19 protein-coding genes are annotated in these 22,126 nt (G+C 33.8%); 17 read left to right on the top strand and 2 right to left on the bottom strand.

Annotated features, from left to right (window positions below):
• Together dptG and GJE18_RS11570 are read left to right on the top strand one after the other, a co-directional pair.
• The gene (dptG, locus tag GJE18_RS11575; RefSeq protein ID WP_107376443.1) at positions 1-1,356 is read left to right on the top strand and encodes a DNA phosphorothioation-dependent restriction protein DptG; all 1,356 of its coding nucleotides are present in this window, start codon (positions 1-3) and stop codon (positions 1,354-1,356) included.
• Positions 1,337-6,586 carry a helicase HerA domain-containing protein gene (locus GJE18_RS11570; protein ID WP_165886164.1) on the top strand — a complete coding sequence of 1,750 codons (5,250 nt, stop codon included), beginning with the start codon at positions 1,337-1,339 and terminating at the stop codon, positions 6,584-6,586. Before dptG ends, GJE18_RS11570 begins: the two co-directional genes overlap by 20 nt.
• Before the next feature lie 45 nt (positions 6,587-6,631).
• Here the strand turns inward: GJE18_RS11570 and GJE18_RS11565 are convergent, their stop codons facing one another.
• Positions 6,632-7,366, bottom strand: a complete 735-nt coding sequence (locus tag GJE18_RS11565) for an NAD-dependent protein deacylase (protein ID WP_107368520.1) — start codon at positions 7,364-7,366, stop codon at positions 6,632-6,634.
• Positions 7,367-7,524: 158 nt separating this feature from the next.
• On the opposite strand from GJE18_RS11565, the gene GJE18_RS11560 reads away from it, so the two are divergent.
• From GJE18_RS11560 to GJE18_RS11540, 5 genes are all read left to right on the top strand, one after another.
• The gene (locus GJE18_RS11560; RefSeq protein WP_107368521.1) at positions 7,525-8,022 is read left to right on the top strand and encodes a DUF805 domain-containing protein; all 498 of its coding nucleotides are present in this window, start codon (positions 7,525-7,527) and stop codon (positions 8,020-8,022) included.
• Between the two features lie 184 nt (positions 8,023-8,206).
• Positions 8,207-8,710, top strand: a complete 504-nt coding sequence (locus tag GJE18_RS11555) for a DUF805 domain-containing protein (RefSeq protein WP_060552068.1) — start codon at positions 8,207-8,209, stop codon at positions 8,708-8,710.
• 181 nt (positions 8,711-8,891) lie between these two features.
• Positions 8,892-10,316 carry an NAD(P)H-binding protein gene (locus GJE18_RS11550; protein ID WP_107368522.1) on the top strand — a complete coding sequence of 475 codons (1,425 nt, stop codon included), beginning with the start codon at positions 8,892-8,894 and terminating at the stop codon, positions 10,314-10,316.
• 46 nt (positions 10,317-10,362) lie between these two features.
• Positions 10,363-10,833 (top strand): TspO/MBR family protein, encoded by a 471-nt coding sequence (locus GJE18_RS11545; protein ID WP_107368523.1) that lies wholly within the window; start codon positions 10,363-10,365, stop codon positions 10,831-10,833.
• Positions 10,834-10,866: 33 nt separating this feature from the next.
• Complete coding sequence (locus GJE18_RS11540; protein WP_165886163.1) at positions 10,867-12,258, top strand: cryptochrome/photolyase family protein; 1,392 nt, start codon at positions 10,867-10,869, stop codon at positions 12,256-12,258.
• A gap of 11 nt (positions 12,259-12,269) precedes the next feature.
• Here GJE18_RS11540 and GJE18_RS11535 read toward each other — a convergent pair whose 3' ends face one another.
• A complete protein-coding gene (locus tag GJE18_RS11535) occupies positions 12,270-12,878 on the bottom strand; it encodes a class I SAM-dependent methyltransferase (RefSeq protein ID WP_107368525.1) in 609 nt (202 codons plus the stop codon).
• Positions 12,879-13,001: 123 nt separating this feature from the next.
• Between GJE18_RS11535 and GJE18_RS11530 the strand changes: the two genes are divergently transcribed.
• The 10 genes from GJE18_RS11530 to GJE18_RS11485 all read left to right on the top strand — a co-directional run bounded on the left by GJE18_RS11530 (position 13,002) and on the right by GJE18_RS11485 (position 22,117).
• Positions 13,002-14,195 (top strand): NAD(P)/FAD-dependent oxidoreductase, encoded by a 1,194-nt coding sequence (locus tag GJE18_RS11530; RefSeq protein ID WP_107368526.1) that lies wholly within the window; start codon positions 13,002-13,004, stop codon positions 14,193-14,195.
• Between the two features lie 123 nt (positions 14,196-14,318).
• Complete coding sequence (locus GJE18_RS11525; protein ID WP_037565645.1) at positions 14,319-14,522, top strand: helix-turn-helix transcriptional regulator; 204 nt, start codon at positions 14,319-14,321, stop codon at positions 14,520-14,522.
• Positions 14,519-15,238: a DUF3169 family protein gene (locus GJE18_RS11520; protein ID WP_107368527.1), complete on the top strand. Its 720-nt coding sequence runs from the start codon at positions 14,519-14,521 to the stop codon at positions 15,236-15,238. Before GJE18_RS11525 ends, GJE18_RS11520 begins: the two co-directional genes overlap by 4 nt.
• 116 nt (positions 15,239-15,354) lie before the next feature.
• Positions 15,355-15,516 carry a hypothetical protein gene (locus tag GJE18_RS11515; RefSeq protein ID WP_157951750.1) on the top strand — a complete coding sequence of 54 codons (162 nt, stop codon included), beginning with the start codon at positions 15,355-15,357 and terminating at the stop codon, positions 15,514-15,516.
• A gap of 769 nt (positions 15,517-16,285) precedes the next feature.
• Positions 16,286-17,626, top strand: coding sequence for an MFS transporter (locus GJE18_RS11510; RefSeq protein WP_240928880.1), 1,341 nt, complete (start codon positions 16,286-16,288; stop codon positions 17,624-17,626).
• Positions 17,627-17,778: 152 nt separating this feature from the next.
• Positions 17,779-18,339 carry a TetR/AcrR family transcriptional regulator gene (locus tag GJE18_RS11505; RefSeq protein WP_037565648.1) on the top strand — a complete coding sequence of 187 codons (561 nt, stop codon included), beginning with the start codon at positions 17,779-17,781 and terminating at the stop codon, positions 18,337-18,339.
• A 327-nt stretch (positions 18,340-18,666) separates the two neighbouring features.
• Positions 18,667-19,848: a betaine/proline/choline family ABC transporter ATP-binding protein gene (locus tag GJE18_RS11500; RefSeq protein WP_165886162.1), complete on the top strand. Its 1,182-nt coding sequence runs from the start codon at positions 18,667-18,669 to the stop codon at positions 19,846-19,848.
• Entirely contained in the window at positions 19,845-20,480 is a 636-nt protein-coding gene (locus GJE18_RS11495; protein ID WP_107396890.1) for an ABC transporter permease, read from the top strand. Before GJE18_RS11500 ends, GJE18_RS11495 begins: the two co-directional genes overlap by 4 nt.
• An 18-nt stretch (positions 20,481-20,498) precedes the next feature.
• On the top strand, positions 20,499-21,440 hold the full coding sequence (locus tag GJE18_RS11490; RefSeq protein WP_037565652.1) for an osmoprotectant ABC transporter substrate-binding protein: 942 nt from the start codon (positions 20,499-20,501) through the stop codon (positions 21,438-21,440).
• Positions 21,440-22,117, top strand: coding sequence for an ABC transporter permease (locus GJE18_RS11485; protein WP_039643636.1), 678 nt, complete (start codon positions 21,440-21,442; stop codon positions 22,115-22,117). Before GJE18_RS11490 ends, GJE18_RS11485 begins: the two co-directional genes overlap by 1 nt.
• The last annotated feature ends 9 nt before the right edge of the window (positions 22,118-22,126 follow it).

The raw sequence follows: 22,126 nt of genomic DNA, 5'->3' as shown, positions 1-22,126 counted from the left end.
ATGGGAGCTGCAAGTGAATTTCTAATTAATAAGTTAGCGTTAGATAAAGGGAAAATTAAGTATAACCGTAATTTTAAGTATAAGATTTATCCGTTTTTTACAAGGGAGCCTGAACGTGCTCAATTCACTAATGGTTTTACACCAATTTTAGGGGCTATTTCAAGAGATAGTTTAGAATTGAAAATTGACTATAGCTCAAAGGATTATAACATTGAAAATATATATAACAATGTAGAAGCAGTGTCTGATTTGAGCGAAAAAGATAAAATTAACTTCTTAGATAAGGTATTTGGTTATACAAATATTCATGCAATTAATCACCCATACTTAGTTAATTACTATCCACTTTCAAATGGTTCTGAAAAAACAGGAGAAATTAACATAGCTCAGTATATATCTTCAATGTTTAATCTAAGAGAAAATAGTAAATGGTGCAAATTTATAGGAGATAAGAAAGCTAAAAATTTAGTTGAAAAAATTCTCCTAGAATCAATTGATGGAATTCCTAAAGTAAAAAATAAAAACCCCTTTAAGTTCATTCTTAATGATGAATTAAAGTACAAAAAAGAAGATTTGAACTATCTTTTGGATCATAAGGAGTTTGCTCTTAAAAATATCGATAAATTTTTCGCTTTTTACTATTTTCAATATATTACTCAATCAATTTTAAATCTAAATAACATTAATAATTTGAAATATGGAACGCACTTATATCCATTATATTTTACTTTAGAGACAGAAAAACTGACTTCTAGTAGAAAAACAAATATTAATGGCTATAATCAAATAACGTCATTGAGAAATTTCACACTGATAAACGATAACTTATTAGGTTATTTAAATGATTTAATTAATATAATTAATAATGATGAAAAATTTTACACACTTACAGAAATCTTAAATTTACCTCCTAATCAAAGCGCACAACTAAATAATGAACTTAAGATTGTGCTTAATTATTATAGAAAAGTTAATATGAAAAATGATGAATTAAGCGATAAATTGATTACTAATATAGAGATATTTAAAAAATGGTTGAGTGAAGATATTAATAAAGAAACAATTTCTAGATATCACCTTTCAGTTGAAGATATTGGTAGATACATGTTTTTAAAAAATAGAGGTTCTTTAGGAAAAACGTTAACTTTAAAAAAGGAAATGTTAATTCTTCTTACTGCCATAATTGTAAAAGAAGAAAAGATGCTAATCAAAGATGTTTTTCTAGAGTTTGAAAAAAGAGGAGTATACTTTGACAGATATACTAGAGAAGAAATAGCCTTATTTTATGAAAAAATGAATATATTAGATAAAAAGAGCGATAGTGGGGATGTAAAATATGTTAAGTCAGTTTTATAGCTATTTGAATAAAGAGTTATTTAAATATGTCGAAAAATCTGATGTTCATTCAGGTGATCGATTTTATTTAATTATGAATAATGATGAGGAATTAAGAAAATTAAAGCAGTCAATACAATTTTCTAAAGAAATAAATGTGATGAAATTCTACAGTGAAGAATTCGATTATGAAACTTTATACTGTAACATAAAAGGGAAAAATGTAATTTTTGTATTTGCTGATGAGGGCATTACTCATGATTTCTTAGTGACTGTAAGAAATAAAGTTTCATTGCAAGAAAATGAATGGAATAATTCTATAGCTATATTTTTTATAAAGGATGATTTAGATAGTATAACTGGAGGAGCTTTTAATCTATCAAAAAGGGGTGCTCCTTTCCATAATAAATCATTAAGAGCAAACTTGACCAATATCTTGAAAAAGGAGAAAGAGAAATTAGGTGAAGAAGAGGTTGAAATATTAAAGTTTGTTGTTGATAAAAATTTTGATGATGAACTTATTAAATATGCTTTAATAGATTTTGAAGCAATATATAGCATTATTGAGCAAGGTTATATTAGTAACGATGATTACTTTAAATTGGGTTTGTTCAAAGATAAGCAAATTAATACTTTCAATGAGAAAGAAATTGCTAAAAGGTTAGAAGAAAATAAACAATTATTTGACACTGTACAGTCCATACACGATAGAGGTAACGTAAAAGAAGAGATAAAAGAGAAATTTGAAGGAAAGACTGTAGAAAAACTAGAAAAAGATCAATGGTATCAAACTGAATTTGAAATAGTGAAAAGAAGTAAGGATGCCAATGATGAAAGAAAAAAAGTTCGAATAGAATTTTTAGAAGATGAGTTCGTTAAACAGTTTAAAAATGTTGAAGTTTGGGATAAACCTGCAGGAACAACTAAAGCTAAAAAGAAAGATAGAAATATTATCATATTTAAAAACAAAGAGCCAATTAATAAAATTACTTTGCCATTTAGTAAAATTATTGACATTAATACTAGTAATATCGTTACACGTGGAATTAAACTAATAGATTTAAGTAATAATAAAAAGGTGGATATTAAATTCTCTACTCGAAACAAAAGCAATCTAGTTTTAGATTTAAGTGAGTTAGGTTCTCACAATGAATATTTCTTCGAATTCACTTATCGTCATAATAATAGCAGTTCTCATTCATTTAAATTTAAGATTTTATTAGTCAATTTTGAAGAAGATACCATTAAACACATTAAAACTAAATATAATTTGAAATATGACAATAAAAACAAAATGGTAGAATTTAGTATTGCAGGTGCAAATAGCCTTTTAAAAATAAATGATTATAATGAGCATAAGGTCATTGTAAGTGCAGTAGGAGAAAATTATTCATCACAAAAATATTCTACGTTTGATTTTTCTCCATTAGTTAAAAAAGATGAAGATGACATTTATATTTTCATAGAAATAAATAATTTATTTTACAAACTAAAGTTGAAAGAAGTATTGAATAAGCCAATTCCAATTAGTAGTGTGAGTCTTTTGAGAGCAGTATATAATCAACAAATATCAGCGAACTTTGAAGATAACTTGGTTAAATTAGGTACGGAAGAGTATTATTTATATAATGATTTAAAGGAAACGTTAATCATTGAAGAGAAAATGGTAAAAGAAAAAGGTATGTCAATTAAATTTGAGAATGACATTATGACGGTGACTTCACTCGAATTAGACACTGATATAATGGACTCTTATACAAAATTTTGTGATTTAATCCTTTCAAAAAACACTTTGCCTAGTTTAATGTATTATGATCATGAAATAATTGAAGCAGCAGAGTCATATTGTAATGCTGTAGAAAATGTTTTGATTAATTTAAAAGATAATGAAAAAATAATAGATAAAAAAATATTAAATATTCATGAATTAGGATTGGTTTATAAAAATGGTGAAATTTTCTTATCAGCATTACATCCACTGAACGTAAGATATGAAATTGAAAAAACAAAAACTTTTTCAAGGGGAGTTACTAACGAAAAAGTTTTCATTAAATATAATCCAGCCAGTTTATTACCATATTTTGTGGATACACAAAATCATTTCTATTTTTCTGAAGTATCTGAGTCCAATTTTAGATGGCTAATATATAAACCTTATGAATCCTCTAATAAAATGACTTCTACAAAGATGAGATACATTATAAAAACTAGAATGTTTGATTTTAAAGTGCACTTCAACTATCTATTCAGTGTTAATCCAAATTTTTCATTTAAAGTTAAATTTTCTGAAATAAAAGATAAAAAAGTAGTTATTCAAGGAATTGTAGATTATATACTTGAGGAACTCAAAGAGTCATCAAGTTTATATAAAGTGAATTCAATAGATGTTTATTTTGATAAAAATGAAAAAATTGATGATATATTTAATTTTTTTAGCATTTCATCTTTTGATGAGTTGAATAACTTATATGACATTTCTATACCAGCTAAAGTAAAAAGAAAATTTGAAGAAGATGATGTAATAGAACTGTTGAATCGTAAAATTAATATTTACTTTTCTGATAATAAAGTCCTTACACATATAACTTTTTTTAATTTCAATCAACCACCTAAGTTCAGCTTTAACAATTTAAAGGAAATTGAGTCGTCTGTTACTAGTAAGGGACTATTATCTAATATAAGTTATACTAAATTAGGAGATACTTATCTTTCAGGATTTGGCATTAAAGGAGTTTCAGATGAATATCGCTTAATAAAAAGTGCAAAAATTTGGAATAGCTTTGTTTCAAATAATCAGAATCAACGATTGAATCCATATAAAACTAATGAAGGCATTATTAACAATATAAGTAGTATTGAGCATCAAAATTTAGAAGATGTTTTTAATAACACTAATTGGGTTACTTTTTTAGATCCATCTGTAGATTTATCATATTTTAACAATGACGATTATAATTTGTATGTTATACATTATAATGACCAAACTTCGTCTTTTAATTATGAGTCTATAACCGTGACCAATAACACAGAACAATATAGTAATATATTGAAAGAATTTTTGAATAAAGTAAATATTAACTATGAACCGCAGAATATCGAAAATATTATACGTTCATTTAACATTTTGAATGGAGAATGGCTTTTAAAAGTTATAGGATCTAAGTCCAAAAGAGGTCAAGCTACCAATAATTCTGTTAAAGAAAAATTAAGTGTAATATCTGCCTATAAACAAGTTTTAGCTATTCTAGATAATGATTATATTAATTGGATACCTATTACTCTAGAAGAAATAATAAGAGTGAGTAGACAACAAGGGTTGGAAACGAGCTCTGATATCTTTTCTGCAAAAGAGCTAAATTATCAAGGTTCAATATCAGATGATTTATTATTTATGGGGTTAGAGTATAGTTCTTCTAAAGTTACTGTTCATTTTATGCCTGTTGAAGTTAAGGTGGGAATAAATAATAGTAATGTGGTTTCTAAAGCTAAATCACAAGTGACTCATTTGTATAATTTATTGAATGAAGAGATAATAACTGATTCAGATGAAAAATTAAGTCAGAACTTTTATAGACAATTTTTCTTAAATCTTTATTTTGGTAATCTGAAGAAATTTATGGAAAATGGTGTTATTCATAGCCATGATTATTTAAAAATCTTTAATAATAAGTCATTGATAATGAATAATCATATTGAGTATTCAAATAAAATAAATGAATACTATGGTAAAGGTATTATTATACTTTTTACAGATGAAAATCCGTATAGAAAAATTTTAGTAGACCAAAATGATAAAGTTGTTGAAGTACATTATAATCAAATAGATGCATATGAGGATGCTGAAAAATCTCTAGATAAGGTCAAAGAAGAAGTAAATACTGGTAAAAAAGGTATTGATTTAAAACTATTACTTTCTAAATATGTTGAGGGTGTTAAGAATTCTAAAGATGTTCAATTATCGAATGATAAAGCTCACATAGAATTTAAAGACACAGAGGTAATCGAAGAAGCATATGAAGATATAAATGAATTTAACATTGATAATTCCATGTTGGAACCTGAAGTGAAAATAGAAGAGGAGAAAATGGACTACAATAGTGAAAGTCATTTACCAATGCAAAAAACGGGAAATACTAATTTGAGTAATATACGTATACCTTTAGGTAAAATTAAGGGAAGTAACCAAACTTTATATTGGGAATACGGAGATCCTAGATTATCAAACAGACATTTATTAATAAGTGGGAAATCTGGACAAGGAAAAACATACTTCATGCAGTGTTTATTATATGAAATGGCTAAAGTCAACATTGATAGCTTAGTTATTGACTATACTGACGGATTTTTACTAAATCATTTAGAAAATGAATTTATTGAGTTTTTAGGTGATAACCTAGTTACTAAATATATTTTTAAAGATAAAATTCCGATTAACCCATTTAAAAAGAAAGATATAGATTTGGACGGTTTTAAGGTACCAGAAGCAGATGATGATTTAGCTGACAGGATTGTCCAAAATATAGACTTTGTATTTAATTTAGGAATACAACAAAGTAGCTTATTGAAAGAATCTATAATAGAAGGATTAAATATATATGGTGAAAGTTTTACTTTTACTAAACTAAAAAATAGACTCATTGATAAAGAAGATAATTCATCTCTTAAACTTGTTGGAAGAATAGGTAAATTACTTGATAAAGACCCATTTCTATATGACGATAATGACTTTTCTTGGGATCAAATATTTAGCAATCAAGGAAAGGTCAATATCTTTCAATTAAAAGGCTATGTTGCAGATATACAAAAGATTATTACAGAATTCATACTTTGGGATTTGTATAATTATACAGAAATTAATGGAAATAAAAATAGACCTATACCAGTGTTATTAGATGAGATGCAAAACCTTAACCATAAAGAAACCTCTCCAACAACTAAAATATTGAGAGAAGGTAGAAAATTTGGTTGGTCATCCTGGTTAGCTACACAATCAATAAGTAGCTTGAAAAATAGCGGTGATATTTCTTATTTATTCAATGCAGCTATGCAAATACACTTTTCACCTCCTGAAGATCAAATTAATTATATAAGTAAAATGATAACTTCTGATAATAACATGAGAAAACAACTTGAAAACGATCTTTCTCATTTAGTAAAGGGTGAATGCTTAGTAAATGGTTACGCTAATGTAAATGGTGAACTGAGAAAAATAGTAGAGAAAATTAGCGTTCATCCTTTTGATGAAAGGTAATTTTTAAGAGTAGAGCGAGAATACTTTTATTCTTTCTCTACTCTTTCATTTTCTATTAGTTAAAGCATCAATCACTTTGACCATATCTTCATGAATGACAAGGTCTGCCAAATGGTCATAGGGTGTGGGTTCGCGATTAATGATAATCAAGTTGCCGTGATTAAATTGAGATACAAATCCAGCAGCAGGTTGAACCACGAGTGATGACCCAAGCACAATCAACGTATCAGCATCATGAATTTTATACATGGCACGCATTAACGTTTCTTGGTCTAACATCTCACCATATAACACAATATCTGGTCGAATATGCCCACCACATTGGTCGCAGTGGCGCAGTTGATGTGCTAAAACATAAGATTTCGTAAACGTGGCATCACAACGTGTGCAATAAAAACGATTCATCGTGCCGTGCAATTCATCAACGCGTTGACTTCCTGCGTCAGAATGAAGGCCATCAATATTTTGTGTAATCACACCAAGCGAACGACCTTCAGCTTCGAGCTCGGCAATCCATTGATGTACACGATTCGGTTTTTTATCCGCAAATAATAAATATTTGTAACAAAAATCGATAAATCCAGCAGGATCATCTCTTAAATAATCAGCACTTAAAATATATTCTGGGGTATAGCCGTTTTGCGCAATGGCATCATTGATACCTCCGATTGAACGAAAGTCAGGAATACCACTTGCGACTGAAATACCGGCACCTGTAAAAAATACAATCTTATGAGATTGGTCTATCATTTGTTTCAGTTGGTTTACTTTATCATTCATCAACAATCACTCCGTAAACATCTGTTATATTTACATTTTAGAAGTCGAAATAATATTTATCAAACATGCTAGATGTAGTGACTCATTATAGTATTGTTTTTTGGGGAATTATGTTATTATTTTGAAAAATAAAGATATTATATAAATGAGGTGCAACTATGAATCGAACACAAAATGTATTATCTTGTTATAAGCTTTTTTGGACGCGTGCATTTGATTATCACGGACGTTCAACACGTAAAGAATTTTGGCATCCATTTTGGATCAATTTAGTGATTAGCTTTTTATTAGCGCGATTTACCCACAACGTTGTAGATGATATTTTCTCGTTAATCATTTTTGTTCCTACATTAACAGTAATGGCAAGACGTCTACACGATAAGAATCGCACGATGTTATTAGCCGTTATCCTTAATGTCATCGGTTTAGGTGCGACGATTCTAGACTTAACGACAGGTTCATTCAGTATTATGTCTAACGAAGTGACACCGATGGTTACGGCCTACATTACAGCTCTAGCCATTTTCACAGTTATCGTGTTCATCTTGACAATTTATGTAATCGTATTGATGTGCACAAAAGGTGACGAAAAGCCAAACAAGTATGGTGATGGTGGGACATATCGTTTATTGAATCCTACAACTACAACTGAATAATAAATTAACAAATCTCAATGTAGTGCATGCGTCATTCATTGAGATTTTTTATAGTCACTATCACTCTAAATCGCTTAGATTGATTTAATTTTAATTAATATAGCCTTAATATGACCTGGTTGCGTGACATGATAATCTATATATAAGATATATAAAAAAATTATATATAGTGAGGAGTGTTATTATGAATCATCCACAAACTGTTTTATCATGTTACACGTTATATTGGACGCGTCTGTTTGATATTAAGGGACGTTCGACGCGTAAAGAATTTTGGCATCCATTATGGATCAATGCAGTCATTATGACGCTGTTGACATTGTTTGCAGCAGAGCGTGCAAGTTATATTTTTGGTTTATTGATTTTTATTCCGAATTTAACAGTGATGACACGTCGTTTACACGATGTTGATCGCACGATGTTTCTTGCGATTTTATTTAACATGAGTAGTTATATAGCTTATTTCCTTATATTCTTAGTGGCGTTAGTGCCTACTGGTATTGTCACAAATCCATTTGCAGAAAGTATTTTAATTATTACTGGATTTATTGGTGGTATCGCATTAATCGGACTGATATTTTATACGTTTGTCCTCATGGCATCAAGAGGGAACGATGCGTCAAATGAATATGGCCATGGTGGTACAGCAAGTATGATGCAAAGTACTGATACGCCACACGCGCAATAAAGTGGTTTGATGTTAAGCTTAATGGAGAAAATGTCCATTGGGCTTTTTTAGTATATGCTAGGATTAGTATTTTAATTTGAAGGGTACGGAATAATATATATAAACAGATTTATAAAAATTTAAAGTGAGTACGACGTCAGTCCGACTCACTTTTTTTACTCTATATAAGTAGGTGAAAGCAATGACTAAAGTGCTATTAACTGGGGCCTCAGGGTATATCGGTGGCCATTTAATGAAACAATTAAAAAAAGATTATGAAATTGTAGCTATTTCACGACATATCGAGAATAAAGAAAATGAAGCGAATGTGACTTGGAAATCAGCAGATTTATTCGATATTGAAGAAATCACTGAAGTGATGGAAGATGTCGATGTTGCGATTTATTTAGTACATTCGATGATGCCTTCTGCCAAACTGACACAAGCAAGTTTTGAAGATATGGATGCATTGTTAGTGGATAATTTTGCGCAAGCAGCACGTACGAATGGTGTGAAACATATCGTTTATATGAGTGGTTTAATTCCAGAAGATGATCAATTATCACCACATTTAAGAAGTCGTCTTGAATGTGAGCGTATTTTAGGCGCCTATGGTGTGCCTGTAAGTACGTTGCGAGCTGGCCTTATTATTGGTTCAAAAGGCAGTTCGTATCCAATTTTGAAAACGTTGGTGGAACGTTTACCAGGGTTGCTTTTACCGAAGTGGGCATATCATACCACATTACCTGTTGCAATCGATGACGTGATTCACGGTTTAAAAGCCCTTGTGAAACGTCAGCCTCAAACTAATGAGGCGATTGATATCGGTGGCCCTTCACATATGACGTATAAAGATTTGTTTAGTCAAACCGCAGAAGTCTTAGACAAGCGCTTGCCAATGTTTGATTTACCTATCATTCCGATTTGGTTAAGTAAATTTTGGGTGAAACTCATTTCAGGTGTGCCGAAAGAAATGGTGTATCCATTAATGGATAGTCTTATCCATGATATGAAACGCAGTGATGACAATACTGTTGAAGGCATTTCAATCGGTACCATTGATTTTAAGGAAAGTGTCCGTAAAGCATTAGATGAGGAACAAGATGCTCATAAAACGAAATCAAAAAAATCACAGTCAGGTCAGCTGAAAATAAAAGATGTGCGCGCCATTTCAAGGGTATCATTACCACAAACTGTAGACATGAATGCGCTCGCAACAACCTATGCAGAATTTTTAAACACGATTACGTTTTATCTTGTTCACAGTCGTCTGGAAGATGATTTATTTACCATTCAAGTGCCGTTTCTAAATAAGACGTTGTTGCGTTTAAAGAAAGATAAACATGTATCTCATGCAGATAAAGTGATGTTTCATATTGTTGGAGGCGATTTTGCGTTAGCGGATGACGGTGGGAATGCACGTTTGGAATTTAGAAGGTTACCTGACTCTGACGATTGTATTATCGCCCTTCAAGAGTACCAACCTACATTACCATGGTGGTTCTATAAATTTACGCAAGCGAAAGTGCATAAAGCCGTCATGAATGCCTTTAAACTGAAATTGAAATTTTCCTATGGATTAGAAGCGCGCTTAGTACGTGAAAGTCATGCGATGAAAACGTCATAATGGGGTGTATTTCCTAGGAAATGTTTATGATGAAAGGAAGAAGATTATGTCAAAACGTATGAAGTTTGAACAATTTGTAAGAGCCATAGGCCCTTTACTAGGTGGCCAAGTTGTTGGCAGAGTGATTGTACGTCATGCGCGCGACGATTATAAAGAAACCAAAACGCCACCGTATTCACCGCCAGGATATGTCTTTCCGATTGTATGGTCGGTACTGTATACTTCTATGGGAATCGCACATGCGTGCGTGTCCAATAAGAAGCCCTCACGTTTCATGTCTATAATGTATATGACACAATTGGCTTTCAATTATGCATGGGCTATCATCTATTTTAAATTTAAATGGCGAGGTATAGCGGTAATAAACAGCTTTTTATTATTGGGTGCGGTGATTGTGACGACTGTGCAGTTTTTCAAAAAACATAAAGTGGCGGGCGTGTTGTTGTTTCCATATGTCGCTTGGTGTGCCTTTGCTTCGTATCTCGCGACTGGGAATTATCTTTTAAACAAAGCATAAGCGCAACGTTGGTATCATCTAAGGAGGAGTGCTATGAAGTTAGGTGTGATTTTAAATCGTGTGTTTCGCATGCAAGCGAATCCTTTATTTCAATATGTGAGTGAACATCATCATCATTATGATGCGATTCATTTTATCGTGCCGATCGAAGCGATGACTGATGCCTCAGAAATTAAATATCATGACTATATGAATGTAGTAAAAGGGTTTTTAAATCAATTAAAACAATACGATATTGAGCCACATATTGTAACATATGAAGCGCTCGGAGATTTATCAAAATCCCTCGGTTTAACACATGTTTTGTTAGCGAGTGATACGATGAGTTATCACCATGAGCGGTATGATTTTCCACATATTCAACGTGCATTTCAAAATTATCATATTGATGTCATTGGTTTGCGAGCAAATCATTATTTTAACCCCCGACAAACGACTAATAAACAAGGTGAGCCATATAAAGTATTTACGCATTTTTATAAAGCAAATCGGTCTAAAATAACGCATATTCGTACACCAAATTATACATTAGAAACACTGAGTTCTATCGTTCAAAAAGGTGACAATCAATTAAATCTTACATTTAATGACGCGTGTGATGTTGAAGCAACGGTACGCGCTAAGTGGGAAGATTTTCTACTTGAGGATATCACGCAATATAAGGAATTGACCCATGATCTCACACAACCTTATGTAAGTGGTATGAGTCGGTCTTTAGCGTATGGCTTGATGGATATTCATGAAGTGTTAAGTGATTTATTAGAAGGTTATGAAACGTCACCTTCGCAATATGAAGCGTATATGCGAGAACTCATATTTAGAGAATTTTATTACGTATTAATGGTGGCATATCCACACACTGCCCACCAATCATTCAATGAAAAATATCGGGACTTGTCATGGTCGAAACATGAAGCTACTTTTGAAGCGTGGAAAAATGGTGAAACAGGTTATCCTATAGTGGATGCTGCGATGAAGAAGTTACGTCGCACTGGTTGCATGCACAACCGATTGCGTATGGTGGTTTCTCAATTTTTAACAAAACATCTTTTGATTAATTGGACATGGGGAGAAGCTTATTTTCGAGAACAGCTCATAGATTATGACAATGCATCGAACGTTCATGATTGGCAATGGTCTGCATCGACAGGAACGGATGCAGTACCGTATTTCAGAATGTTTAACCCAATACGTCAAAGTGAACGTTTTGATGCACAGGGCTATTTTGTCAAATCAGAATTTCCATTATTTGACGACGTTCCGGCCCAATATGTTCATCATCCATCAGCGTATCGAGAAGTATTAAATGAAACGTACCACATCAAAATTGGGGAAGATTATCCAGATGTCATCGTTGATCACAAAGCAAGCCGCGAACGTGTGATGAGGGTATTTAAATCATTGAGTGAAGATGAAAAAGCGTAGCACAAGGCGTGCTACGCTTTTTCAATATGACCTTGAATGACGATGCCTGCGCCTTTATGTTTTGTACCTTCATGACGGATGACTTTGCGCTCTACCAAGAAATGTATGCGTACAGGTAATTGCGCTAAAATTGCGCGCACTTCAGCCTCATCATATAACATGTCTACATCTTTAGGGCCACCTGTGCCCATTTGAAGTTGTTTTTTTGCGTAAAATTCAAAATAACTATGTCCACCTGAAACAAGCGCGTTTACAAGGTTATGAAACATCATTTGCTTTCCTTTACTAGGGACATGGCCAAAGATATTCATACTATAGTCAAATGTATCATGAGGTATGACGTTTGCTTCGGTGATATCGCCGTATAAAGCATCAACGTAAACGTGTTGTTCTGCCGCTAATCGGCGTTGTTTTTCAATACCGACGTTAGACGTATCATACGTAGTGACGTCATAACCAAGTTTTGCGAGATATACCGCGTTACGTCCTTCGCCTTCCGCAAATAATACGATTTTTTTGGGTAGATCGGTAGTATCTTTAAAAATTGATTTAACATAGGCATTTGCTTCTTTACCATAAATATAATGTTCCTCTTGATACTTTTCATCCCAATGATTCATTACGTAGCCTCCTAGTTTCACATTTGATATTCAAGATATACCCGACTTCTAACGTGTCATTCATTTCTAAATAGGGTAAAAGATTAATATTAATTGATATTAATTATATAAGGATGTGAAATGATGAACCAACATTATGAAGTCGTTGTAATCGGTGGGGGAACGGCAGGAATTATGGTCACATCTAAGATTCTCAGACAAGACCCAAGTTTAAAAGGAAAAATTGCGATTATTGATCCAGCAAGCCATCATTATTATCAACCGCTATGGACGTTAGTGGGAGCGGGTGTGTCTAAATTAGAATCAACGCGTAAACCGATGGGCACGGTCATCCCTCAAGGAGCGAACTGGCTACAAAAAGCCGTGAAACACCTCGCACCGCATGATAACATGGTGTATTTACAAAATGATGAAAGCATCACGTATACGAATTTAGTCGTCTGTCCTGGACTACAATTGAAGTGGTCTTACGTTAAAGGATTACCAGAAACCATAGGTAAACATGGGGTGTGTTCCAATTATGCGCCCCAATATGTTAACGAAACGTGGCGTCAAATTTCTCAATTTAAAGGTGGTACGGCTATATTTACGCACCCCAATACACCTATAAAATGTGGTGGAGCACCAATGAAAATAATGTTTTTAGCTGAAGATTATTTTAGAAAACATGGTGTGAGACCCGAGACTAACGTGTATTTTGAAACGTCAAAAGATGTCTTATTTGATGTTGAAACATATTCAAACGTACTTGAAGATATAGTTGAGAAACGTGATATCCATGTAGAATATCAATCGAACTTGGTTGAAGTTAATGGAGAGGAAAAGCGTGCAACTTTCGAAAATATAAAGACGGGTGCGCGTCATACACGCCATTTTGATATGTTACATGTGACGCCACCAATGGGGCCGTTAGACTTTGTGAAAGAAAGTGGATTAACGGATGAAGCGGGTTGGATCGATGTTAATCCATCGACATTACAACATACCCAATTTAACAATGTCTTTGCGTTAGGTGATGCATCTAATGCGCCAACATCTAAAACGGGTGCGGCTATTCGAAAACAAGCTCCCGTTGTCGCAGCCAATTTGCTTCAAGCGATGAAAGGTAATATGTTAACACATCATTATGATGGTTACACATCTTGTCCAATCGTAACAGGGTATAATCAACTTATATTAGCAGAATTTGATTACAATCATGAACTGAAGGAAACAATGCCTTTTAACCAAGCCAAACCACGACGCAGTATGTATGTGTTGAAAAAAGATATTTTACCGAAACTGTATTGGTATGGCATGTTAAAAGGATTGATGTAACATTTTAAACCATGATATACGCTGTCATCACTTAGATGATGGCGCTTTTGTAAGCACGTTTTGACTAATATAGTTGTCAAAATGACAATGACAGTATATATTATGGTTGAGGAGTTGATCAGCATGCGAAATCGACTTAAAGAATTACGTGCGCGGGATGGGTACAATCAAACGCAATTAGCCAAAAAAGCAGGCGTTTCCAGACAAACCATTTCACTCATAGAACGAAATGAATTTACACCATCTATCAAAACAGCCGTAAGCATTGCGCGTGTATTTAAAGAGCCAGTTGAACATATTTTTATCATTGAGGAGGAAGACCTATGAAAATAGGAAGATATTTATTATATTTACTCGTTGGTGGAGTAATAGGCGGTATCATTGGCGGTTTATTAGGTGAGACCAATGGTTTACGGTTCATTACCGAATATCATCTCGAATCTCACACCGTAATACAGACAATAGGTATAGGTGCGATTTTATGTCTTTTAGGATTAATTGTTTGTATTCTATTTTTACAAAAGAAAGCGTTAAAGTATAAAAATCAATTAGATGCACACATTGAAGAGGACATTGCAGACACAATTGAAACGAAGGCGTCGTTAAAATTTATGAATGTATCACTGGTGATTTATCTAGCGTATCTCATTGCATTTTTAGTGTTACTGATTTATGTTGTTGCGAACGTCAGTGATGATTTTATCCTATATCCAATTATTGCGTTTTTAACGGTATCAATTGGGACAATACCTTATAGCTTTTTTATACGTAAATACGACCCACGATTGCCTAAATTAGGAGAAAAACATTATACTGAGAAAATGTTGGCACCTATGGATGAAGGTGAACGGCATATAACTTTAATTTCAATGTTTAAAATCTATTATATTAACCTTTGTTTACTCATGATTGGTATTTTTTTACTTGGCATATTTTCAATATTAAGTGGTGTGAATCAAACATTTGGCTTAATCATACTCATACTTCTTTTTGCATATAATACATTTGGTTACTTGTTAAGAATACGACAATATTACCAATAAAAAAGGTGAATTTTGAAATTCAGCTTTTTTATTTCTTTACAATCATTTAGAAGATAAACTATGACACATATCACTATAGAGTGTAAGGATAATAAATAATTCAGAGGGTGGTTACGATGGAATTATGGGTGAAATTGATATGGTTTTTGATTGCAGCAACATTAGCCGTTTATTTTATATTCGATGAACACATTATCAGTTTAATCATTTTATTGATAGGTAATATTTTAGTTTTCACCATCATTGAATGTATATTTAAAAAAAAGAAAACACATTGAATTTAAGGTAATGTATAAAGTTACGCGTGATAAAGTGACCGATTGCATACATCAAGATGAATAGGGTACGAATGTGCTTATCATTACTTCTTGTTGTTCTTTATATCTACAATCAAACTGATACTGCCACACAACAACAAAGATAATGGGATTAAACATAGATATACGTCAAAACCTTTATAAATAAATATGCCCGTTAAAATGATTGAAACAATAATAACCAGTGTATTAAACAATAATGAAAATCGGATTCTGTCCAACTTGCTTCCCCGCTTTCTTTAAAGTTCATTCATCATCTCTTACCTTTTTACCTAACCACATGCCAGTTAAAAATAAGGATAATACGATAAAGAACATAATTATTGGCTGATTATCAAACTGAAAATAAGGTGCTAAGTGGTATATCACGATATAGTTTACTAACAAAAATATAAGAAAGGTGATAATTTTTTTCATGGTGTCTCCTTTTATTAAGAAAGTTGAAATAGATAACAATTAAGCATTAGCGTTTATGTCTTAATTTTATTTCTAATGAAATATACGACACAATACCGACAGGAATCACTATACAGCTGAATTCTATCCAATTGTAAAATCGATATAGATGATTAACGCTTATAAAAGCAATCAAACTGAGTAAACTTATGCCTCACCATATACATCTTTCCATTATGAATTTCTTCTCAATATAGAAACCTTCAACTTCATATTGACGCTTCAATAACGTTTTAATACCATAAGTATAATACATATGAAAGGGGTTTCATATATGGGAGAAGCATTAAAGATGGATAAAAGATTAAGGCGAAAAGTACTTGTCGCCAGTTTGATTGGGGCGTCAATTGAATGGTTTGATTTTTTTCTTTATGCAGCTGTAGCAACGATTATATTTAATACACAATATTTCGTTACGAATGACGTATTTTTATCAACAATTTTGGCTTATTTTGGCCTTGCATTATCATTCTTTATTCGGCCACTAGGTGGTGTCATTTTTGGTCATATTGGGGATATATTAGGACGAAAGTTGACATTGATTTTAACATTATCATTAATGGGTATTGCAACGGCTGGGATAGGTTTATTACCTACTTATGATCAAATAGGGTTAGCTGCACCTTTACTATTACTTTTATTCCGGTTAATTCAAGGGCTAGGTTTAGGTGGAGAATTTGGTGGCTCTTTATTATTAGCAACTGAATATGCACCAAGGCACCAGCGTGGATTTTTTGGCAGTGTGCCTCAAATGGGGGTCACGATTGGTTTGGTGTTAGCGTATAGTTTCTTTTTTACTCTGACGCATGTTTTACCAGAAGATGTCTTTCATGCTTGGGGATGGCGGATACCTTTTATTTTTAGCTTGCTATTAGTAGTATTCGGTTTATGGATTCGTAAAAGTTTAAATGATACACCAGCGTTTCGTCAGTTAAAAGAAGAAGCAACCCAAAGTGATGCACAATCTAAACGTATTCCAATTATTGAAACGTTTAAACAACACCCTAAAGAAGTAGTCATGACGATTTGTGCAAAGTTTGTAGAAACAGGACCTTTTTATATTTTTACTACTTTTATCATTGGTTATGCGACGGCAACGTTAAATGTGTCATTTCAATTCATGATGCTCGCCATTATGGTTGTATCTGTGGTCACTACAGTAATGATTCCTTTTATGGGTGCTTTATCAGATAAAATTGGGCGTAAAAAAATGTATCTTATAGGTACGGCTATTATGCTAATTTATGCATTTCCATATTTTATTCTAGTGAATACGCATCATGAGTTACTGATTATATTGGCGACTTTTATTGGATTAGCGTTAATTTGGCCACCTATCACAGCAACGCTTGGAACAATGTTTTCTGAAGCATTTAGTAAAGAAGTTCGCTTTACGGGTGTCACATTAGGCTATCAAATTGGTGCAGCACTTGCTGGAGGGACGGCTCCTATGATTGCTGAATATTTGATGGCCACGTTCAATGGAAGTAGTTTACCAGTGTCACTCTACATTATTGTAACTGCGATGGTTTCGTTAGTCGCGGTAATGTTTTTAAATGGGCGTAATATGCAAGATTTAGATGATACAAACTATGGTGATGATGAATATCATTAAGAGGTTAGGGCGTCTAGAATAGAAATAGATATTAAATCCACACAAAATTGACTGAAGTCATTGCGATTTATGATATTTTTGCTTAAACTAATGCTGTTTCCGTAATCGTAGACGGTAGGCACAATTATAAAACGATAAGGCAGGTGATAGATGTGGCGAGAAAGTCGAAACGCGTTCAAATTTTAGAAGCAGCAGCATTGATTGTGTATGAGAAAGGCGTTGATGCATTAACACTTGATGCAGTGGGTAAACGTGCGGGTGTCAGTAAAGGTGGCTTGCTGTACCACTTTAAATCCAAAGATGGCTTAATTGAAGCACTTGTGCAATATGCCAATCATTTGTATCAAGATAATGTTGAAAATGCACTAGATATGTCGCTTTCTCAAGGGCGTTATTTAAATGCACTCATTGAAGCAACGCGGACACATCGTGCTGAACATGCGCCGATTACTTCTGGCTTATTAGCTGCACATGGCACCAATAAAGATCACCTTGCGCCGCTAAAGGCATCTTATGCGCAGTGGCAATCTACAATCATTAATGAAGGTGTTGACCCTGTAGATGCAACCATTATGCGTTTAGCAATTGATGGGTTATGGCTCTCGGAAATTTTTGAATTTAGTGCGATTGATGAAACGATGCGAGAAGCGGTACTGAATCGTTTAAAAGCCTATACGCAACGTGAGACAGTATTTAATCACGATAATATCTAAATGGTTAAAAAATATGTGTTGATAAAGCCAAATTGTGCAAATGTGCATAATTTGGTTTTATATTTGTGTAACATTTGAATTGAAACTGACCGATTGGTATAGTAAAAAGGTGAACTGTTTACATAAGATGGGTACGTAACAGTTATCAAATGGACATCAGGTTGCCTTCATCTAAGTATTAAGATGACTTATAGTGCACATTTAATGAACGTAAATAATAGCGATTGAGGACTTGTTGTGCCTTGTTTTTACTTAGTACGCTTTGTATGACATTCACAAGGGGTCCTTTTTGTATTTTTAAATTCATTAAGGGAAAGGAATGGACATATGTTAAGTATTAAAAACTTATCAAAAGTCTATGCTGGGAGTAAAAAGGCTGTAGACAATATGACGATAGACATTCAGCAAGGGGAGTTTGTCGCCTTTATTGGCACAAGTGGGAGTGGTAAAACGACGGCACTCCGCATGATTAACCGTATGATTGAAGCGACTGAAGGTCAAATTATGATTAATGGTAAAGACGTTCGTCAAATGAATCCGGTGGAATTGCGCCGTAGTATTGGATATGTGATTCAACAAATCGGGCTTATGCCACATATGACGGTAAGAGAAAATATAGTACTTGTACCTAAGTTGTTAAAGTGGTCGCAAGAGAAAAAGGATGAGAAGGCACGTGAACTCATTAAACTTGTAGATTTACCGGAAGAGTATTTGGATCGTTATCCGTCTGAATTGTCTGGTGGCCAACAACAACGTATTGGTGTGGTAAGAGCACTTGCCGCAGAACAAGATATTATCTTAATGGATGAGCCGTTTGGGGCGTTAGACCCGATTACACGTGATACGCTACAAGACTTAGTGAAGAAGCTTCAACAACAATTAGGCAAAACATTTATATTTGTGACACATGACATGGACGAAGCGATTAAGTTAGCTGATAAAATCTGCATCATGTCTCATGGAAAAGTGATTCAGTTTGATACACCTGACAATATTTTAAGACATCCGGCAAATGATTTTGTCCGTGATTTCATTGGCCAAAACCGCTTGATTCAAGACCGTCCTAATGTGCGTTCTGTAGAAGATGCGATGATTACGCCAATTACGATAACGGCGGATCAATCTTTAAATGATGCAGTTGAATTGATGCGTCGAAAACGTATCGACACATTATTTGTCGTTACCCATCAACATAAATTATTAGGCTTTTTAGACATTGAAGATATTAATCAAGGATTACGTGCACATGCAGAATTAATTGATGTGATTCAACGTGATGTGTATACCGTGTCGCTTGAAAGTAAATTACAAGATTCTGTGCGCACGATTTTAAAAAGAAATGTACGTAATGTGCCTGTTGTTGATGAAGGTCATCATATTGTAGGTCTCATTACGCGCGCAAATCTTGTTGATATCGTTTACGACAGCATATGGGGAGAATCTGACGATGAAACTACAGAAACAGAAGACGCAGTACCTTCTGATAAGGCTGGAGTTGAACGCGTATGATGGATTTTATCGTGAATAATGCGAATGATTTATTCAATAAAACGATGGAACATTTGTATATTTCTGTGATTGCGCTCGTACTCGCCATCATTTTCTCAGTGCCCCTCGGTATTTTATTAACACGTACAAAACGTTTGGCAAAAGTTTCATTAACCATTGCCAGTGTCCTTCAAACGATACCGACATTAGCCGTGTTAGCGTTGATGATTCCGTTATTTGGGGTAGGAAAAGTGCCAGCTATTGTCGCGCTATTTTTCTATGTGTTATTACCCATTTTAAATAATACAATCATTGGGGTGGAAAGCATTGATAAAAATGTACGTGAAGCTGGTAAAAGTATGGGAATGACGGGATTTCAACTCATGAAAGGTGTAGAACTTCCACTAGCATTACCGATGATTTTAAGTGGTATTCGCTTGTCATCTGTCTATGTAATCAGTTGGGCAACACTTGCAAGTTTTATAGGCGCGGGTGGTCTGGGTGATTATATTTTTAACGGATTAAACTTGTATGATGCGAATATGATCATTACGGCGACAATCTTAATTACCGCACTCGCGTTACTAGTCGATTTTTGTTTGTCACGTATTGAAAAGTGGATTGTACCAAAAGGATTAAAGGTGTCTAGATAAACATTGGAGGGGGATATGATGACACGTTATCACAAGTATGTAGCAGTTGTTGTGCTGTGCCTCATGGTATTATCTGGATGCAGTTTACCAGGTTTGAAAAATGCATCGGCACCGGATGAAGTTCAAATTACAGCACTTTCAACGTCAGAATCTCAAATTATGTCTCATATGTTGAGACTACTGATAGAACATGATACAAAAGGTAAGATTAAACCGACAATTATTAACAACTTAGGTTCAAGCACGATTCAACATAATGCCATCGTGAATGGTCAGGCGAACATGTCGGGGACGCGTTATACCGGTACAGATTTAACCGGGACGCTCCAAATGAAGCCGATTATAGATTCGAAAAAGGCAATGGCCGCGACGCAAAAGGGTTTTAAAGACAAATACCAACAAACATTTTTTAACTCTTACGGCTTTGATAATACGTTTGCGTTAATGGTGACACAAGAAACCGCTAAAAAATATCATTTAGAAACGGTGTCTGACCTTGAAAAACATGCGAAAGATTTAAGGCTTGGTATGGATACAACATGGCAAAATCGTGAAGTAGATGGCTACCCTGCATTTCAACGTAAATATGGGTTTAAATTTGGAGATAGCCGACCAATGCAAATTGGACTGGTCTATGATGCGCTTCAAAATGGCAGTTTAGATGTGGCTGTAGGGTACTCAACAGATGGCCGTATTGCGGCATATCATTTAAAGGTGTTAAAAGATGATAAACGTTTCTTCCCACCATATGATGCAAGCCCTTTAGCTTCCGATCAACTATTGAAAGAACGCCCTGAACTAAAACCAATTATTAAAAAATTAGAAGGCAAAATTTCTACTAAAGAAATGCAACATTTGAATTATCAAGCAGATGGACAAGGTCAAGAACCTGCCATTGTGGCGCAAAAATTTTTAGAAAAACATCATTACTTTGATGATGACAAAGGAGGCCAAAAATAATGAATGGTCATCTTTTACAACAACTTTGGTCGTATTATCAAACGAACTTTGGCTATTTATGGGAACTTTTTATGAATCATCTTTTAATGTCGATTTATGGTGTATTATTTGCAGCACTTGTAGGTATCCCATTAGGTATCATCATCGCGCGCTATGGGAAATTATCGACTGCGGTCATTACACTCGCGAATGTGATTCAAACGGTTCCTGTCATTGCGATGTTAGCCATTTTAATGTTAGGTATCGGCTTGGGGATGAATACCGTGATTTTTGCCGTCTTTTTATATGCACTATTACCAATAATTAAAAATACGTATACAGGTATACAAGGGGTGGATGCAAATATCAAAGATGCAGGTAAAGGTATGGGGATGACGCGCAATCAAGTTCTTCGCATGATTGAGTTACCGCTGTCATTATCAGTTATCATTGGTGGTTTACGTATTGCGCTCGTAGTGGCTATCGGTGTCGTTGCAGTAGGGTCTTTTATCGGTGCACCTACACTAGGTGATTTAATTATACGAGGTACGAATGCGACCGATGGCACGCTCTTTATTTTAGCCGGTGCATTACCCATTGTACTTATAGTGTTGATAGTCGATATACTTTTGCGTATGCTAGAGAAGAAGTTAGATCCTCTGAATCGTCGAACGAAAAATACAATGACATCAAGTTAAAAGGAGTGA

This window comes from Staphylococcus agnetis, from assembly GCF_011466855.1.
GTDB classification, from domain to species: domain Bacteria; phylum Bacillota; class Bacilli; order Staphylococcales; family Staphylococcaceae; genus Staphylococcus; species Staphylococcus agnetis.
The sequence above is the reverse complement of the archived record's forward strand: the minus strand, read 5'-3'. Positions and strand labels throughout refer to the sequence as shown.

Bases quoted from the DNA above. Each gene is read 5' to 3' on its own strand.
- dptG (WP_107376443.1), top strand. From the start codon at position 1: ATGGGAGCTGCAAGTGAATTTCTAATTAATAAGTTAGCGTTAGATAAA.
- GJE18_RS11570 (WP_165886164.1), top strand. From the start codon at position 1,337: ATGTTAAGTCAGTTTTATAGCTATTTGAATAAAGAGTTATTTAAATAT.
- GJE18_RS11565 (WP_107368520.1), bottom strand. From the start codon at position 7,366: ATGAATGATAAAGTAAACCAACTGAAACAAATGATAGACCAATCTCAT.
- GJE18_RS11560 (WP_107368521.1), top strand. From the start codon at position 7,525: ATGAATCGAACACAAAATGTATTATCTTGTTATAAGCTTTTTTGGACG.
- GJE18_RS11555 (WP_060552068.1), top strand. From the start codon at position 8,207: ATGAATCATCCACAAACTGTTTTATCATGTTACACGTTATATTGGACG.
- GJE18_RS11550 (WP_107368522.1), top strand. From the start codon at position 8,892: ATGACTAAAGTGCTATTAACTGGGGCCTCAGGGTATATCGGTGGCCAT.
- GJE18_RS11545 (WP_107368523.1), top strand. From the start codon at position 10,363: ATGTCAAAACGTATGAAGTTTGAACAATTTGTAAGAGCCATAGGCCCT.
- GJE18_RS11540 (WP_165886163.1), top strand. From the start codon at position 10,867: ATGAAGTTAGGTGTGATTTTAAATCGTGTGTTTCGCATGCAAGCGAAT.
- GJE18_RS11535 (WP_107368525.1), bottom strand. From the start codon at position 12,878: ATGAATCATTGGGATGAAAAGTATCAAGAGGAACATTATATTTATGGT.
- GJE18_RS11530 (WP_107368526.1), top strand. From the start codon at position 13,002: ATGAACCAACATTATGAAGTCGTTGTAATCGGTGGGGGAACGGCAGGA.
- GJE18_RS11525 (WP_037565645.1), top strand. From the start codon at position 14,319: ATGCGAAATCGACTTAAAGAATTACGTGCGCGGGATGGGTACAATCAA.
- GJE18_RS11520 (WP_107368527.1), top strand. From the start codon at position 14,519: ATGAAAATAGGAAGATATTTATTATATTTACTCGTTGGTGGAGTAATA.
- GJE18_RS11515 (WP_157951750.1), top strand. From the start codon at position 15,355: ATGGAATTATGGGTGAAATTGATATGGTTTTTGATTGCAGCAACATTA.
- GJE18_RS11510 (WP_240928880.1), top strand. From the start codon at position 16,286: ATGGGAGAAGCATTAAAGATGGATAAAAGATTAAGGCGAAAAGTACTT.
- GJE18_RS11500 (WP_165886162.1), top strand. From the start codon at position 18,667: ATGTTAAGTATTAAAAACTTATCAAAAGTCTATGCTGGGAGTAAAAAG.
- GJE18_RS11495 (WP_107396890.1), top strand. From the start codon at position 19,845: ATGATGGATTTTATCGTGAATAATGCGAATGATTTATTCAATAAAACG.
- GJE18_RS11490 (WP_037565652.1), top strand. From the start codon at position 20,499: ATGACACGTTATCACAAGTATGTAGCAGTTGTTGTGCTGTGCCTCATG.
- GJE18_RS11485 (WP_039643636.1), top strand. From the start codon at position 21,440: ATGAATGGTCATCTTTTACAACAACTTTGGTCGTATTATCAAACGAAC.